15 protein-coding genes, 1 tRNA gene and 1 riboswitch are annotated in these 14,633 nt (G+C 73.3%); of the genes, 11 read left to right on the forward strand and 5 right to left on the reverse strand.

Annotation, left to right across the window (positions count from 1 at the left end; genetic code table 11):
* The first annotated feature begins 29 nt into the window (after window positions 1–29).
* The 3 genes from lhgO to ACF07N_RS14675 all read left to right on the forward strand — a co-directional run bounded on the left by lhgO (window position 30) and on the right by ACF07N_RS14675 (window position 3,607).
* Window positions 30–1,259: an L-2-hydroxyglutarate oxidase gene (gene lhgO, locus ACF07N_RS14665; protein ID WP_392112448.1), complete on the forward strand. Its 1,230-nt coding sequence runs from the start codon at window positions 30–32 to the stop codon at window positions 1,257–1,259.
* A 42-nt stretch (window positions 1,260–1,301) separates the two neighbouring features.
* Window positions 1,302–2,132, forward strand: a complete 831-nt coding sequence (gene trmB, locus ACF07N_RS14670; RefSeq protein ID WP_392112451.1) for a tRNA (guanosine(46)-N7)-methyltransferase TrmB — start codon at window positions 1,302–1,304, stop codon at window positions 2,130–2,132.
* A 77-nt stretch (window positions 2,133–2,209) separates the two neighbouring features.
* Window positions 2,210–3,607 (forward strand): PrsW family intramembrane metalloprotease, encoded by a 1,398-nt coding sequence (locus ACF07N_RS14675; protein ID WP_392112454.1) that lies wholly within the window; start codon window positions 2,210–2,212, stop codon window positions 3,605–3,607.
* Between the two features lie 99 nt (window positions 3,608–3,706).
* Here ACF07N_RS14675 and ACF07N_RS14680 read toward each other — a convergent pair whose 3' ends face one another.
* The 3 genes from ACF07N_RS14680 to ACF07N_RS14690 all read right to left on the reverse strand — a co-directional run bounded on the left by ACF07N_RS14680 (window position 3,707) and on the right by ACF07N_RS14690 (window position 6,471).
* Window positions 3,707–4,738: a M23 family metallopeptidase gene (locus tag ACF07N_RS14680; protein WP_392112457.1), complete on the reverse strand. Its 1,032-nt coding sequence runs from the start codon at window positions 4,736–4,738 to the stop codon at window positions 3,707–3,709.
* An 11-nt stretch (window positions 4,739–4,749) separates the two neighbouring features.
* Window positions 4,750–4,906: riboswitch (cyclic di-AMP (ydaO/yuaA leader) on the reverse strand.
* 298 nt (window positions 4,907–5,204) lie between these two features.
* Window positions 5,205–5,278: transfer RNA gene (locus ACF07N_RS14685), tRNA-Met, on the reverse strand.
* Window positions 5,279–5,340: 62 nt separating this feature from the next.
* Window positions 5,341–6,471, reverse strand: coding sequence for a dihydrofolate reductase family protein (locus ACF07N_RS14690; protein WP_392112460.1), 1,131 nt, complete (start codon window positions 6,469–6,471; stop codon window positions 5,341–5,343).
* Window positions 6,472–6,547: 76 nt separating this feature from the next.
* On the opposite strand from ACF07N_RS14690, the gene ACF07N_RS14695 reads away from it, so the two are divergent.
* From ACF07N_RS14695 to ACF07N_RS14705, 3 genes are all read left to right on the forward strand, one after another.
* On the forward strand, window positions 6,548–7,063 hold the full coding sequence (locus tag ACF07N_RS14695; RefSeq protein WP_392112463.1) for a MarR family winged helix-turn-helix transcriptional regulator: 516 nt from the start codon (window positions 6,548–6,550) through the stop codon (window positions 7,061–7,063).
* Between the two features lie 103 nt (window positions 7,064–7,166).
* Entirely contained in the window at window positions 7,167–7,844 is a 678-nt protein-coding gene (ribA, locus tag ACF07N_RS14700; RefSeq protein ID WP_392112465.1) for a GTP cyclohydrolase II, read from the forward strand.
* Between the two features lie 124 nt (window positions 7,845–7,968).
* A complete protein-coding gene (locus tag ACF07N_RS14705; RefSeq protein ID WP_392112467.1) occupies window positions 7,969–8,520 on the forward strand; it encodes a MarR family winged helix-turn-helix transcriptional regulator in 552 nt (183 codons plus the stop codon).
* Between the two features lie 74 nt (window positions 8,521–8,594).
* Here the strand turns inward: ACF07N_RS14705 and ACF07N_RS14710 are convergent, their stop codons facing one another.
* A complete protein-coding gene (locus ACF07N_RS14710; protein ID WP_383336421.1) occupies window positions 8,595–9,455 on the reverse strand; it encodes an RNA polymerase sigma factor SigF in 861 nt (286 codons plus the stop codon).
* A 330-nt stretch (window positions 9,456–9,785) separates the two neighbouring features.
* Window positions 9,786–10,280 carry a MarR family transcriptional regulator gene (locus ACF07N_RS14715; protein ID WP_383336422.1) on the reverse strand — a complete coding sequence of 165 codons (495 nt, stop codon included), beginning with the start codon at window positions 10,278–10,280 and terminating at the stop codon, window positions 9,786–9,788.
* A gap of 221 nt (window positions 10,281–10,501) precedes the next feature.
* Here ACF07N_RS14715 and ACF07N_RS14720 point away from each other — a divergent pair, with 221 nt between their 5' ends.
* The 5 genes from ACF07N_RS14720 to ACF07N_RS14740 all read left to right on the forward strand — a co-directional run bounded on the left by ACF07N_RS14720 (window position 10,502) and on the right by ACF07N_RS14740 (window position 14,627).
* On the forward strand, window positions 10,502–11,674 hold the full coding sequence (locus tag ACF07N_RS14720; protein ID WP_383336423.1) for a PP2C family protein-serine/threonine phosphatase: 1,173 nt from the start codon (window positions 10,502–10,504) through the stop codon (window positions 11,672–11,674).
* 139 nt (window positions 11,675–11,813) lie between these two features.
* Window positions 11,814–12,731 carry an STAS domain-containing protein gene (locus ACF07N_RS14725; RefSeq protein ID WP_392112470.1) on the forward strand — a complete coding sequence of 306 codons (918 nt, stop codon included), beginning with the start codon at window positions 11,814–11,816 and terminating at the stop codon, window positions 12,729–12,731.
* On the forward strand, window positions 12,728–13,150 hold the full coding sequence (locus tag ACF07N_RS14730) for an STAS domain-containing protein (protein ID WP_392112472.1): 423 nt from the start codon (window positions 12,728–12,730) through the stop codon (window positions 13,148–13,150). The genes ACF07N_RS14725 and ACF07N_RS14730 overlap by 4 nt, the downstream gene beginning before the upstream one ends.
* Window positions 13,150–13,593, forward strand: coding sequence for an anti-sigma regulatory factor (locus tag ACF07N_RS14735; protein ID WP_383336426.1), 444 nt, complete (start codon window positions 13,150–13,152; stop codon window positions 13,591–13,593). The genes ACF07N_RS14730 and ACF07N_RS14735 overlap by 1 nt, the downstream gene beginning before the upstream one ends.
* Entirely contained in the window at window positions 13,593–14,627 is a 1,035-nt protein-coding gene (locus ACF07N_RS14740) for a SpoIIE family protein phosphatase (protein ID WP_392112475.1), read from the forward strand. The genes ACF07N_RS14735 and ACF07N_RS14740 overlap by 1 nt, the downstream gene beginning before the upstream one ends.
* Window positions 14,628–14,633 lie beyond the last annotated feature (6 nt).

The following is a 14,633-nucleotide window of genomic DNA, read 5'->3' on the forward strand; positions in this document are numbered from 1 at the left end:
GTGCACTATCGAGGTGGGAGGTGGCGCCGGTGGGGCTCGCATACGACTGTGACGTGCTGGTGATCGGCGGCGGGATCGTCGGCCTGTCGACGGCGTACGCGATCACACGAGCCGCACCGGGCACCCGTGTCACCGTCCTGGAGAAGGAACCCGGCCCGGCCCGGCACCAGACGGGCCGCAACAGCGGCGTGATCCACAGCGGCATCTACTACCGCCCCGGCTCCCTCAAAGCGCGCTACGCGGTGCGCGGGGCCGCCGAGATGGTCAAGTTCTGCGCCGAGTACGGCATCCCCCACGCGGTCACCGGAAAGCTGATCGTCGCCACCGACCGGGCGGAGCTCCCCCGCCTGCACGCCCTCGTACAGCGCGGCCGGGAGAACGGCATCCCGGTGCGCGAGCTGGGCGCCTCCCAGATCCCGGAGTACGAGCCGGAGGTACGCGGCCTGGCCGCCATACACGTCGGCACGACGGGCGTCTGCGACTTCGTCGCGGTCGCGCGTCAGCTGGCCCACGGCTCCGGCGCGGAGATCCGCTACGGCACCCGGGCGGTCCGCGTCGACCGCCGCCCCGACCGGGGCGTCGCGGTGCTCACGGCCGCGGGGGACGTCGTGCGCGGGCGGGTCCTGGTGAACTGCGCGGGGCTGTACTGCGACGAGATCGCCCGGCTGACCGGGGACGACCCGGACGTCCGCATCGTGCCGTTCCGCGGCGAGTACTACGAGCTGGCCCGGCCGGAGCTGGTGCGCGGCCTGGTCTACCCCGTGCCCGATCCGGCGTTCCCCTTCCTCGGGGTACACCTCACCCGGGGCATCGACGGCGGGGTCCACATCGGGCCCAACGCGGTACCGGCCCTGGCCCGCGAGGGATACGGCCGGGCCACGGTCCGTCCGGGCGAGCTGGCCTCGACCCTGGCCTGGCCGGGCTCCTGGCGGATCGCGCGGCGGCACTGGCGGTACGGGGCGGGGGAGCTGCGCCGGTCCCTGTCCAAGAGCGCCTTCACCGAGGCCGTACGCCGCCTGCTGCCGGGGGTGTCCGAGGACGACCTGGTGCCGGCGGCTGCGGGCGTGCGCGCGCAGGCCGTCCTGCGGGACGGCACGCTGGTCGACGACTTCCTGATCCGCGAGGCCCCTCGGACGGTCCACGTCCTCAACGCCCCGTCCCCCGCGGCCACGGCCTCCCTGCCGATCGGCAGGGAGGTGGCACGCCGGGCGTTGAGCGCCCTGGGAGCGGCACGGCCGGGTGGGCCGCCACAGCAGTAACCGCCGGGACGGCCCGCACCACCCCGTAAAATCGACCTCACTGTGTCTGACTCCGCGAACGCCCCCGAAACCCCCCTCCCCCCCACCCCGGGCGCCACCCACCACACCCGGGCCAAGGGAGAGCCGCGCTTCCCCGACGGGCCGAAGGCCGATCCCGCCGGGTCCCATTTCGAGCGGCGGATCCGGAGTTTCCAGCCGCGGCGCAGCCGCGTCACGGCCGGCCAGGCGGACGCCCTGCAGCGCCTGTGGCCCAAGTGGGGCCTCGACATCGACGGCAGCCGGACCCTCGACCTGCCCGACCTCTTCGGCAACGACAACCCCGTCGTCCTGGAGATCGGCTTCGGCATGGGCGAGGCGACCGCCCAGATGGCCGCCGCCGACCCCGCCACCAACATCCTCGCGGTCGACGTCCACACCCCCGGCCAGGGCAACCTCCTGAACCTCGCCGACCGCAACGGCCTGTCCAACATCCGCGTGGGCAACGGCGACGCGATCATCCTGCTCCGCGAGATGCTGGCCCCGGACTCCCTCGGCGGCCTGCGCGTCTACTTCCCCGACCCCTGGCCGAAGAAGCGGCACCACAAGCGCAGACTGATCCAGCCCGAGTTCCTCTCCCTCGCCGCGACCCGCCTCGCGCCGGGCGCGATCCTGCACTGCGCGACCGACTGGGAGGAGTACGCCGACCAGATGCTCGACGTGCTCACGGCCCACCCCGACTTCGAGAACACGCAGGCGGACGGCGGTTTCGCGCCGCGTCCCGACTTCCGGCCGCTGACCCGTTTCGAGGGCCAGGGACTGGACAAGGGACATGTCGTGAACGACCTCCTCTTCCGCCGCGTACCACACGCGGACCAGTCCCCCGCCGGCGTCTGACCGCACGCACCGCACCACACCGCCCTGGCACCTCTCCCGCCTGCGGACAGCGCCCCTCCGTCGTTAGGGTCAATGCCGTGGCCACCTGCCCCCCACACCCGTCGTACCCCAGCGCTCCCACCGACGGCGCCCCCACCGCCGACCGGCTGCGGCACGCCCACTGGTGGCAGCGCCCCTGGGTGCGCTACGGCGCCCCGACCACGCTGCTCGCGATATCCGGCCTGGTCATCCTCGCCCTGGTCCGCGAGGAGACCGGCACGGAGGGCTTCCTGGTCGGGCTCGGCCTGGCGCTGCTCCCGGTGCCCCTGCTCATCGCCTCGTTCCGCTGGCTGGACCGCGTCGAACCGGGCCCTTGGCGCAACCTGGTGTTCTCCTTCGCCTGGGGCGCCTGCGCGGCGGCGCTGATCGCCATCGTCGCCAACAGCTTCGCCACACGATGGATAGCGACGGCGACCGCCGACCCGTCCAGCGCGGACACCCTCGGCGCGACCGTGATAGCGCCGGTCGTCGAGGAGACGGCCAAGGCGGCGGCCGTCCTGCTGGTCTTCCTCTTCCGCCGCCGGGACTTCACCGGCATCGTCGACGGCGTGGTCATCGCCGGCATCACCGCGACCGGCTTCGCGTTCACCGAGAACATCCTCTACCTGGGCACCGCCTTCGGCACCGACCAGCTCACCGGCGACACCGGCATCGCCTCGGTCACGGCGGCGACCTTCTTCGTCCGCATCATCATGTCGCCGTTCGCGCACCCGCTGTTCACCGTCCTGACCGGCATCGGCTTCGGCGTCGCCGCGCTCTCGGCGGACCGCCAGCACGTCCGCCGCGTGGCCTTCCCGGTCGCCGGACTGCTGCTGGCGATGGGCATGCACGCGATGTGGAACGGCTCGTCGGCGTTCGGCGAGTACGGGTTCTTCGCCGTGTACGCGGCGTTCATGGTGCCGATCTTCGGGCTGCTGACGTGGCTGGTGATCTGGACACGGCAGCGGGAGCTGCGGACCGTGCGGACGGAACTGCCCGCCTACGCGGTGGCCGGCTGGCTGGCCCCGGCCGAGCCGTACGCGCTGGGCTCGATGCGGGCGCGCCGGATCGCCCGCCAGTACGCCCGCCGGCACGCCGGGAAGGCGGCGGCCCGGGAGGTGGCGCGGTACGAGGCGTACGCGACGTCGCTCGCGTTCCTGCGGCACCGGGCCCGCCGCGGCCGGGCCGGGGCCGACTTCGCCGTACGGGAGCTGGAGCTGCTCGCGGAACTGTGGCACCGCCGGGAGGCCGCCCGCCCCGCCCTGGACCACGCGGCCCGGCTCACGGCCCCGCCGGTCCGGGTGACGGCCCCGCCCTGGCCGGTCCCCGGGGCGTACGGCCACGGCCCCGCGCACGCCCAGGCACCCGCCCACGGTCACCAGTCCGGGCACGGACACGGGCACGGATACGCCCCTCAGCCCACGCCCTACCCCGCGTACAACCCGTACAGGTCCTGATCACTCGCGCAGCCGCCGGCCCAGGCGGAGAAGAACCGGCAGCCCTGACGTCGGGGGGTCGTCGTCAGGGCTGCCGGTGCCTCGCGTGGCGCTCGCCGCTTACGGGTTGAGTCCCTTGCCCCGCAGCCAGGCCATCGGGTCGATGCCGCTGCTGGAGCCGGCGGCGTGGACCTCCAGGTGCAGGTGCGCCCCGGTGACGTTGCCGGTCGCGCCGACGCGGCCGATGACGTCGCCCGTGCTGACCTTCTGGCCGACGCTGACGCCGATGGACGACTGGTGGGCGTACCAGATCTCCGTGCCGTCATCGAGGGTGAGGACGGTCTTGTAGCCGTAGGAGCCGTTCCAGCCCGCCTCGGTGATGGTGCCGCTGTGCACCGCCTTGATCGGCGTGCCCGTGGGGGCGGCGAAGTCGAGGCCGGTGTGGTAGCCGGAGGACCAGTAGGCGCCGGCCTGGCCGAAGCTGGAGGTGATGGTGTACGAGGAGGTCGGCAGCGTGTACTGCTTGGCGAGGGCGGCGAGCCGCTCGGCCTCGGCCTTCTTGCGGGCCTCCTCCCCGGCCTTCCGCTTGGCCTCGGCGGCCTTGGCCTTGGCTTCCTTCTCCGCCTTGGCGGCGCCTTCCGCGGCGGCCTTCTCGGCTGCGGCGGCGGCTTCCTCGGCGGCCTTGGTCTCGATCTGGTCCTGCTGGTACTCGACCTGGGCCATGATCCGGGCGCGCAGGGCCTCGCCGGCGCCGGAGGTGCCCTCGTCGGTGTCCGTCGCGACCGTGGCGAGGTCGCTGAGCGGAGTTGCGGAACCTTCGGGGGTGTCGTCGTCCGAGATGAGGGAACCCACCGAGGGAAGGTCCGGCACGGAGATCGACACCGGCGGCTTGCCGGTCTGGGCGCTGGCCATGCCGCCGGCGCCCACGGCGGCTATGACGCCGACGCCCAGGACGGTGGAGCTGCGGGCGAGCCCTCCGCCGCGCTGCTTGGTGACGCGATGCCGGCCACGGACGGGACGGATGGACTCCGCCGTGGGGTTCCATTCCTGGAACGGGCCCTCGTCGGTGCGCTGACCGCCGTAGCCGAAGACTTCGGTGTCGCGCTGTTCCGTCGCGAACGGGGCCACGGGGGCAGGCCGGTTGGACGCCACGTAGGCGTACTCCTTTCCTTCCTTCTCGCCTACCGGGTTAGCTGACGGGTTCGGAGCAGGAAGGTCTCCTACGCGCGTATACCGGCCGTGCTTCCACGGCGGCATCCGCTCGATTCACCCCAAGTGGTGGTTCCCCGGTTCCCTTTCGGGATTCGGCGCGTGCGCACGGAGCCGCCTTCTGTGACGGCTGGGACGACCGCGCTGCGTTATCGAACGTTAATGGAGCCGCGGTGCGGATTCCAGCGCTTCCGCTTGATCATTAACCTTTTTCGCGCGGACGTTCCCGTCATGACCGGCCCAAATCGGGCGAGTTGACCGCCTCCCGTGTGACGTACGGGACTTGACGGTGTGTCAGTTGTTATGCGCAGCGGGAGGGTTCGCTCACCGTGCGTGAGGGGTTCCGTCGGTGGAACGGGAAAAGCACCGAGGGCCGGAACCCTTTCGGATTCCGGCCCTCGGCCTTCAGTAGCGGGGACAGGATTTGAACCTGCGACCTCTGGGTTATGAGCCCAGCGAGCTACCGAGCTGCTCCACCCCGCGTCGTTGTGTCTCCAGTGTACGCCATGCGCAGGACAGCTCGGACCACCCCCGGCGCCGGGCCCTCAGGACAGCAGGTGGCGGTTGGGCGCCTGGGCCCGTTCCGCGTGCTCGGCCAGGACGACGACCTCCGCTCCGGCGGCCGCCAGGACCCCGCTGCCGTCGGCCGCCGCGACGAAGGTGTCCGGCTCGCGCCAGGCGGTGACGACCCGCCGAACGCCCGCGTCGAGGATCAGCCGGGCGCAGGGGGCGGGACGGGAGGCGCGGCGGGCGCACGGCTCCAGGCTGCTGTACACGGTCGCGCCGGCCAGCCGCGGGTCCGCCGGGTCGATCCTGGCCAGGGCGGCCTCCTCGGCGTGCACCACCGGATCGCCGCCCTCGCGGGAGTGGCCCCGGGCCAGTTCCGTGCCGTCGGCGGCGACGACCACCGCCCCCACGCTGAACGCGGTGTCCGAGGGCGGGCAGCGCTCCGCCAGCTCGCAGGCGAGGGCGAGCCAGTGGTGGTCGGCGGCTGCGGGCAGGCCGGCGATGCCGGGGGCGGTCGGGGCGTAGCGCGTCAGGACGACGTCCTCGATCCGCCGCGTCTCCAGCAGCCGGAGCCGGCCGCCCTGGTAGCCGCCGGGCCCGAACAGGCGGGGGGCCCGCGGATCACCCACGAAGAGCGGGGCGAGGACCAGCTGGAGTTCGTCGGCGAGGCCCTGGGTCAGGAGCTGGGTGTGGATCAGGCCGCCGCCCTCGACCATGAGGCGCCGTACGTCCCGGACGTCGTGCAGGTGGGTCAGCAGCCGGCGCCAGTCGAGGTCCGGGCCGAGCGGGACGACGTCGGCGGCGATGCCGAGGGCCCGGGCCCGTTCGGCGCCCCGGTCGGTCGTGTACAGCACCTTGTCGCCCCCGGTGTGCCAGAACCGGGCGTCCGGGTCGAGGTCGCCGGAGCCGCTGACGGTGACCTTGAGCGGGTACTCCGGCCGGCCCGCGGCGGCCCGGGCGGCGCGGCGCGCGGGCGCGTTCACCAGCAGCCGGGGATTGTCGGCGCGGAGGGTGCCGGCGCCGATCAGGATCGCGTCGACGGACGCGCGGACCTCGTCGACCCGGTCGAAGTCGGCCGGGCTGGACAGCAGCAGGCGTTCGGGGCCGGTGTCGTCCAGGTAGCCGTCGAGGGAGACGGCGGCGGACAGCAGGACGTACGGGTGGGACATCGGCGCTCCGCGACGGGTCGGGACGGCGGACGGGACGAGGCTTGGTTCAAGTTTGAAACAAACCTACACTGGCGGCATGACGACTCGCTGGCTCACCCCCGAGGAGCAGCGCGCCTGGCGCGCCTACATCGCCGCCTCGCTGCTCCTGGAGGACGCGATCGACCGGCAGCTCCAGCAGGACGCCGGCATGCCGCACCTTTACTACTCCATCCTGTCCGTCCTGTCGGAGGCTCCGGACCGGCGGCTGCGGATGACGGACCTAGCCGAGCGGCTGAAGATCACCCGCAGCCGGCTGACGTACGCGGTGACGCGGCTGGAGAAGGACGGCATGCTGCGGCGCGAGGCGTGCCGGTACGACAAGCGGGGCAGCGTCGCGGCGCTGACGGACGAGGGTTTCACCGTGCTGGAGCGGGCGGCGCCCGGGCACGTCGAAACCGTGCGGAGCTTCCTGTTCGACCGGCTCAGCGCCGAGCAGGTGGGCCAGCTGGCGGAGATCTCCACGGCGATCGCGCAGGGGCTCCAGGAGGAGGGGGCGCGGCCGGTGGCCGACGACGTGCCGTGGCGGCGGAGGTCGTCGACGGCCTGTTCGTGACGCACCTCACACACGGCCGCGATCTCATTGCTTCAAATTTAAAGCAAGAGTAGGGTTCCGGCCGTGGATCTGCTTCAAATCTGAAGCAGTCCGGCAGACGGCTGTGCAGCCGAACAGGAACGGAACCCGGAGGCCCCGCGCGCCCGACACCCCCAGCGTCCTCGCCACCCCCCGCTCCCGCGTCCGGGTCCCCCTGCGTTTCCACGACGGCTACGAGGCCGACGCCGAGCTCGTCACCTTCCACGGCCTGGCCGACGGTCAGGAGCACGTGGCCGTCGTCCTGGGCGAGCCGGGCCCGGTCCCGCTGGTGCGGCTGCACTCCGAGTGCCTGACCGGGGACGTGTTCGGCTCGGCCCGCTGCGACTGCGGCCCGCAACTGCGCGAGGCGGTCGAGTCGATCGCCGAGCGCGGCGGCGTGCTCCTCTACCTCCGCCAGGAGGGCCGGGGCATCGGGCTCTACAACAAGCTGGACGCGTACGCCCTGCAGGACCAGGGCCTCGACACGTACGAGGCGAACGCGGCGCTGGGACTGCCCGAGGACGCCCGCGACTACACGGCCGCGGCGCAGATGCTGCGCGCCCTCGGCATCGGCGAGCTGGACCTGCTCTCCAACAACCCGGACAAGGCAGCCCAGTTGCGTGCCCTGGGCATCGACGTCCGCGACCGGATCCCCACGGGCGTGTTCACCACCGCGCACAACGTCCGCTACCTGCGCGCCAAGGTCCTCCAGACGCAGCACACGCTGCCGCTCGCGGCCCTGACGGAGCTGAGCGCCGGCTGAGCGACGGGCCGGGCCGGGCCGGGCCGGAGCCGAACGGGACGGCTTGCCCTCCGGTTCATCGGGTACAGCCTTTGCATGAGGGCGACCTCTGCCGTACCCGGAGCTTATGGAAAGTGACCGTTTCGTGACCGATCTCGACGGCCCCGGTTCTCACCGGGCGAAGGGACCGGGCGATGACCCGGAGGCCGTCGCGGCACAGATCACCGAGGCCGTGGAGAACCTGACGGCCCTGTGGTCGGTCGCCGCCCAGGACGCGTCCCTGCGGCTGTCCGCGCACCAGCTGCGGGCGTTGCACACGCTGCAGGCGGCTCCCGGCCTGAATCTCACGGCCCTGGCCGACCGGCTCGACATCGGCCTGCCCACGGCCAGCCGCCTGTGCGACCGCCTGGCGGCGGCCGGTCTCCTCGAACGCGCCCCGCACCCCGGCACCCGCCGCGCGGTGCAACTGCGGCTCACCGCTCACGGCCGGCACGTCCTGCGGGACGTGGCAGCCCGCCGCGCACAGGCCCTGACCGCGGCGCTGGAGACGATGGAACCGCCGGAACGGGCCGCGCTCAGCCGGGGACTGCGCTCGTTCCTGGCCGCCCGGCGGACCGCGGCACCGCGAGCGGACGGAACCGGCGGGCCGGAAGGGACACACGGCGCGCGCGGCACTCACGGACACGGACACGGATGAGCTCGTGGGACGTGCCGCCACCGGCACGTCCCACGAGCTCATCCGGAACCCGGGGTCTCAGGGGACCCGGAGCGTCACCCCGTCGCCAGCATCCCCGACCGCAGGCGGGCCACCGTGCGGGAGAGCAGCCGGGACACGTGCATCTGGGAGATGCCGAGCCGGGCGCCGATCTCCGCCTGGGTCAGCTCCTCGACGAAACGCAGGTGGAGGATGAGGCGCTGGCGCTCGTCGAGCTCGGCGACCAGCGGCGCGAGGGCGTGGAAGTCCTCCACCAGTTCCAGCGCCGGGTCCTCCCCGCCGATGAACTCCGACAACTTCGTGTCGCTCTCCTCCACGTCACCGCTGATCGTGGCGTCGAGCGAGGAGGACATGTAGCCGTTGGCCGCGATCTGCGCCTCGACGACCTCCTCCTCGGACAGGTTCATCAGCGCGGCGAGCTCGCCGACCTTGGGCGCGCGGCCCAGCCGGGACGCCAGCTCCTCGGTGGCCTTGGCCAGTTCGGTGCGGGCCTCCTGCAGCCGGCGCGGCACGTGCACCGCCCAGGAGGTGTCCCGGAAGAAGCGCTTGATCTCGCCGACGATGTACGGCACGGCGAAACTGGTGAACTGCACCTCGCGGGAGACCTCGAACCGGTCGATCGCCTTGATCAGCCCGATCACGCCGACCTGGACGACGTCCTCCATCGACTGGCCGCCCGAGCGGAACCGGCGGGCCGCGAAGCGCACCAGCGACATGTTCATCTCGATGAGCGTGTTGCGCGCGTACTGGTATTCGGGCGTGCCCTCCTCCAGCACCGCGAGGCGGTCGAGAAACTGTCCCGTCAGCTCGCGCGCGTCCTGCGGAGGGATCTTCTGCGGCTCCGCGATCTGCGGCAGCTCCTCGCCTGCGTAGGTGGCGGAATCCGTCGTCGTGCCGATGCGCGTGGTCGCGGTCACGGGCCCTCCCTCGTAGTTCCGGCCCGCTCCGATCCCCCGACAGGCCACCTCCACCGCCGCTACCCGCCCTCGCCCCGCTCATGCCCCCCTCCGGCCGTGTCGAGACGTAGACCACAGTCGGCGCAGGTCGGGGCGGTGTCGGGGTACCCGCACGACAGCTGTGTCGGTGCGAGCGGGAGGCGGGCGGTGCGGTGCGGCGGAAGAGACCGAGGGGCACGTGGAACGGACAGTTGTCGTTTGACAACTATAGTCGTGGAGCAACAAAGTAGCCGTGCCGAGCAGGCCACGGGAAGGGCCCGGACGGGACGGCCCGGTGCCGCGGCGGGCAGTTCAGGCAGTCCGGGTTCCGGACGCACGGGAGTCGTCGGAGTCGTCGTGTATCTGGGCCGCCGCCGCGTCGCAGAACGCCTCCAGACCCTGCAGCAGCGCGGCCCGCTGGGCGGCGGGCATCTGGTCGAGCACCGCGCGCAGCGCCTCCTCCCGGCGTACGCGCAGATCGGCCAGGAAGGCACGGCCCCGGCTGCTGAGCCGCAGGCGCAGCTCGCGCCGGTCCACCGGGCTCGCCACGCGTTCGACGAACCCGGCCGCCTGCAGCCGGTCGCACAGCCGGCTGGTCGAGGGCGGGGTGGACGCGAGGGAGTCGGCGAGGGTGCGCAGGTTGATGCCCTCGTGGTGTTCGAGGATGAGCAGCACCCGCAGCTGGGACGCGGACGCGGGCGCCGTCGAGGCCCGGCCCCACAGGACTTCCAGCAACTCCGCGGCCGTGGAGGTCACGCGGGCGACCTCTGCGGGCTCAGGGCGGGGTCGGAGGGAAGTCACAGTCACACTCTCGCAGGCACCGGGATGGCCGCCAGCGTACTAGGCGCGCGGGAAACCGGCAGGGACGACGGACCCGGCGTGCGCCCGCCCGTCCCCCCGCCGGGCGCACGCCCGGGAGCCCACCCTCCGATACCCGGGCCCTCGCCCGCGGGCCCTTCTTCCCCCTGAGACCCGTCGACGCGGCCGGAATCCGCCGGCGTCCGACCAAGGAATGGTGTAGCAACCCCGTGAACGCGATCGAGAACAGATTCGTGGCCGCCGAGCGCGCCCTGCGCACGGCGGCTCCCCACCAACTGCTGGACGCGGTCCGTCGTGTACTGACCGATCAGTACGCGGCGGACTCCGTCGAGCTTTTCCTCGCCGACTACGGACTGACCGTGCTGCAGCCGGTCTCCGTCCTGCCGCACACCGACCAGCCGGTGCCGGTGCACAGCAGCCCGGCCGGCCGGGCCTTCGGCGCGCAGGAGCCGTACGTGGAGACCCTCCCGGACGACCGCGTCCGCGCGCATCTGCCGGTCACCGTGCGCGGCGACCGGCTCGGCGTGCTGACGGTGACCCTGCCGGGCGGCCGGCACGCCGAGGGCGACCTGGCCGAACTGGCGGAGATCGCCGAGGTGCTGGGGCACGAGGTGGTCGTGGCCGAGCGGGACACCGACCTCTACCTCCAGGCCCGTCGCCGGGACCGGCTCACCCTGGCCGCCGAGATGCAGTGGCAGCTGCTGCCGGGCCGCTCCTGCGCCCGCCCCGAGTACGAGCTGGGCGCCCAGCTGGAACCCGCGTACGCGATCTTCGGCGACAACTTCGACTGGTCCGCCTCGGCCGACCGGCTCAGCCTCTACGTCACCAACGGCATGGGCGAGGGCATAGAGGCCTCCCTGCTGACCAACCTGGCGATCAACGCCCTGCGCAACGCCCGCCGGGCCGGGCTCTCCCTCGCCGACCAGGCGGCCCTGGCCGACCAGGCGGTGTACGCCCACTACCGGGGCCGCTGCTACCTGTCGGTGCTCATGCTCGACATCGACCTGGCCACCGGGCAGGTGCGGGCCGTGGACGCCGGGTCGCCACGCCTGCTGCGGCTGCGGGCCGGGACGGTCGAGCGGATGGACTTCGACGCCCAGCTGCCGCTCGGCATGTTCGAGGAGACCGACTACGTGGCCCAGGAGTTCCGGGTGGAGCCGGGCGACCGGCTGATCTTCGTCAGCGACGGCGTGTACGACGTCGCCTCCCCGGGCGGCGAGACCTACGGCGACGCCGCCCTGGCCCGGGCGATCCAGTCGACCCGGCTGCTCCCGGCCGCCGAGGTGCCCCGGGCCATCCTGCGCGAACTGACCGGGCACCGCGGCGAGGGGGTCGCGGACGACGACGCGCTGGTGGTGTGCCTCGACTGGCGTGGCCGTTGAGTGAACGGGGAAAGCGCAGGTCGAGGGCGTCCGCAGCAAGGTGTTTGGTGGTGCCGTAGGTCGGCACTAATGTTTGTCATACGGCAAGTAACGGACTGAGGCGCCGGAGCGATCTCGGTCCGGCCCGCGCAAGGGAGCGATGCACGTGTCGGTGTCGGAGGAGCACGGGGAACAGCAGCCGGCCGCACACCAGGTGAGCGCCTTTCTCGAACGGCGCCGTGAGCAGATCGCCCAGCGCTGGGCCGACGCCGCGCTGTTCCGCACGGTGTTCACCGTCTCGCGGGACGAGGCGGTCGAGGCGGGCCGGGCGGTGGCCGCGGCACTGGCCGCGGTGGCGGCCTCCGGCCGGCTGGAGGACATCCGGGCGTCCGGCTTCGAGGCGATCCGCGACCAGCTGGGGCGGATGGCCGCCTCCCGCGCCCGGACGGGAGCCGACCCGGACGGGGTGGCACGCGAGGTGGCCGCCCTGCGCGAGCCGGTGACCGAACTGCTGCGCGCCGAGTTCGACGACCCGAACAGCCCCCAGGCCCTGGAATGCGTCGTCGCGCTCACCCTCCTGATGGGCACCCTGCGCCTGGTCGTGCTGGAGACCACCGTCAGCGCGGGTGAGGAGGTGATCGCCCGCCAGCGGGAGCAGCTGCACGAGGTGGCCACCCCGGTCATCAAGCTCTGGGACAGCACGGTCGCCGTCCCGCTCATCGGCACCCTGGACAGCGCGCGCAGCCAGGTCGTCATGGAGAGCCTGCTGGACGCGATCGTCGCCGAACGCGCCCGCTACGCCATCCTCGACATCACCGGCGTGCCCACGGTCGACTCGCTGGTCGCGCAGCACCTGATGAAGACGGTGGCCGCGGCACGGCTGATGGGCGCCGAATGCATCGTCTCCGGCATCCGGCCCGCCATCGCGCAGACCATCGTCCATCTCGGCATCGACCTCGGCACGGTGCTCACCCGCGCCAGCCTGGCCGACGCCCTCGCCTACGCGCTCGGCCGGCAGGGCGTCGAGATCGCGCCGCTGCGGGCGGCCGGCCCGGCGGCGGACGCGGGCGCGCGGTGACCGGCGCCGCGGGGTCCCCGGCGGCCGGGGCCGCAGGCGGGTACGGCTACACGGTGCCCGTCCTCCGGCTGGGCGACATCCTGCTGGTCACCCTCCAGGGGGAGCTGCACGACGGCATGGCCGAGCAGCTCCAGCACGACATCACCGACCGGATCGCGCACTCCCGGGTGACCGGCGTGGTCATCGACATCTCCGGCGTGGACATCGTCGACTCGTTCCTGGGCCGGGTCCTCGCCGAGATCGCCGCCGCGGCCGAACTGCTGGCCGCGCGGACGGTGCTGGCCGGCATGCGCCCCGCGGTGGCGATCACCCTGGTCGAACTGGGGCTCACCCTGCCCGGGCTGCGGACCGCCCTGGACGTCGAACGCGCCATGGAACTGCTGGCCGGGGACGCGCGCCACGGGGAGGGGAGTCCTTGATGACCGCTTCCCGCCATGCCGCCCCGGCCACCCTGCCGATCGGCTCGGACGCCGACCTGGCCTGGGTACGGCAGCAGGTGCGGCAGGCCGCCGCCGAGCTCGGCTTCGGGCTGGTGCAGCAGACCAAGCTGGTCACCGCCGCCAGCGAGCTGGCCCGCAACACCCTCGTCCACGGCGGCGGCGGGCATGTGGAGATCACCCCGCTGCGCACCGCGCAGGCGCAGGGCCTCCGGCTGGCCTTCGTCGACGCCGGGCCCGGCATCCGCGACCTCGACCAGGCCATGACCGACGGCTACACCAGCGGCGGCGGCCTCGGCCTCGGCCTGAGCGGGTCCAAGCGGCTGGTCCAGGAGTTCGAGGTGGACAGCACGCCCGGTGAGGGGACCACCGTCACCATCACCGCCTGGGCGACCGTCGTACCGCCGACCCGTCCGGGGCCGTGATGAGCAGGGTCTGGGACGTGCCGGTGGCCGACTCGACCCGGGTGCGGGACGTGCGGGTGGCGGCCGAGGAGGCCAGTGCCTGCGCGGGCCTGCCCCCGCACCGCACCGCGACCGCCGCGCTCGTGGCGACGGAGCTGGCGACGAACCTGCTGCGGCACGCGGACGACGGGCACGTGATCATCAACCTGGTCGAGAGCGCGCAGGACCGGCGGACCGCCGTGCAGCTGCTGTCGCTGGACCACGGCCCGGGCATCCCGGACGTCGCCCAGGCGATGCGCGACGGCTACAGCACCGCCGCCACCCTGGGCGCGGGCCTCGGCACCTGCCGGCGCATAGCCAACGCCTTCGACCTGCACAGCGCCCCCGGCCGGGGCACCGTCGCCATGGCCCGGATCGACCACGAGGCCGCCGTCCGGGGCGCGACCCCACCGCACCCGCGGGCCGGCGGCGTCAACGTCCCGCTCGGCCGGGCCGAGCACTCCGGCGACGCCTGGGGCCGGGTCGCCGCGGGCGACCGGCTGACCCTGCTGCTCGCCGACGGCCTCGGCCACGGCGCCAAGGCCGCCGAGGCCTCCACGACCGCCGTGGCCGAACTGCCGGGCGTGGCGGACCGTACCCCCGCCGAGATCCTGCGGCACCTGGGCCGGGCGCTGCGGCCCACCCGGGGCGCGGCCGTCGCCGTCGCCCAGGTCGACTGCCGTTCCGGCCGGCTGCACTTCGCCGGCATCGGCAACATCGGTGCCCGTCTGCGCACCGGCGACGGCTGGAGGCCGCTGCTGTCCCATCCCGGCATCGTGGGCGCCCAGGCCCCCGCGACCGTGCCCGTGCGGCAGGAACCCTGGCACGACGACAGCCTGCTCGTCCTGCACAGCGACGGCATGCCCGGCCGCTGGGTACCGCCCGACGACGCCGTCCTCCTGCGGTGCGATCCGGCCGTGGTGGCGGCGGTGCTCCTGCGGGACGCGGGGAGCGCGGCCCGGCCGGCGGGGGACGACACGTGCGTGGTGGTGCTGGGCGGCGGCGCGGGCGCCTGAGGCCCG

This window comes from Streptomyces sp. NPDC015242 (assembly GCF_043079125.1).
Classification (GTDB): Bacteria; Actinomycetota; Actinomycetes; order Streptomycetales; family Streptomycetaceae; genus Streptomyces.

What these genes read in the sequence shown, in the direction of transcription:
- ACF07N_RS14690 (WP_392112460.1), bottom strand. Translation starts at nt 6,471, where the DNA reads ATGTCCCACCCGTACGTCCTGCTGTCCGCCGCCGTCTCCCTCGACGGC.
- ACF07N_RS14695 (WP_392112463.1), top strand. Translation starts at nt 6,548, where the DNA reads ATGACGACTCGCTGGCTCACCCCCGAGGAGCAGCGCGCCTGGCGCGCC.
- ACF07N_RS14725 (WP_392112470.1), top strand. Translation starts at nt 11,814, where the DNA reads ATGCACGTGTCGGTGTCGGAGGAGCACGGGGAACAGCAGCCGGCCGCA.
- ACF07N_RS14735 (WP_383336426.1), top strand. Translation starts at nt 13,150, where the DNA reads ATGACCGCTTCCCGCCATGCCGCCCCGGCCACCCTGCCGATCGGCTCG.
- ACF07N_RS14740 (WP_392112475.1), top strand. Translation starts at nt 13,593, where the DNA reads ATGAGCAGGGTCTGGGACGTGCCGGTGGCCGACTCGACCCGGGTGCGG.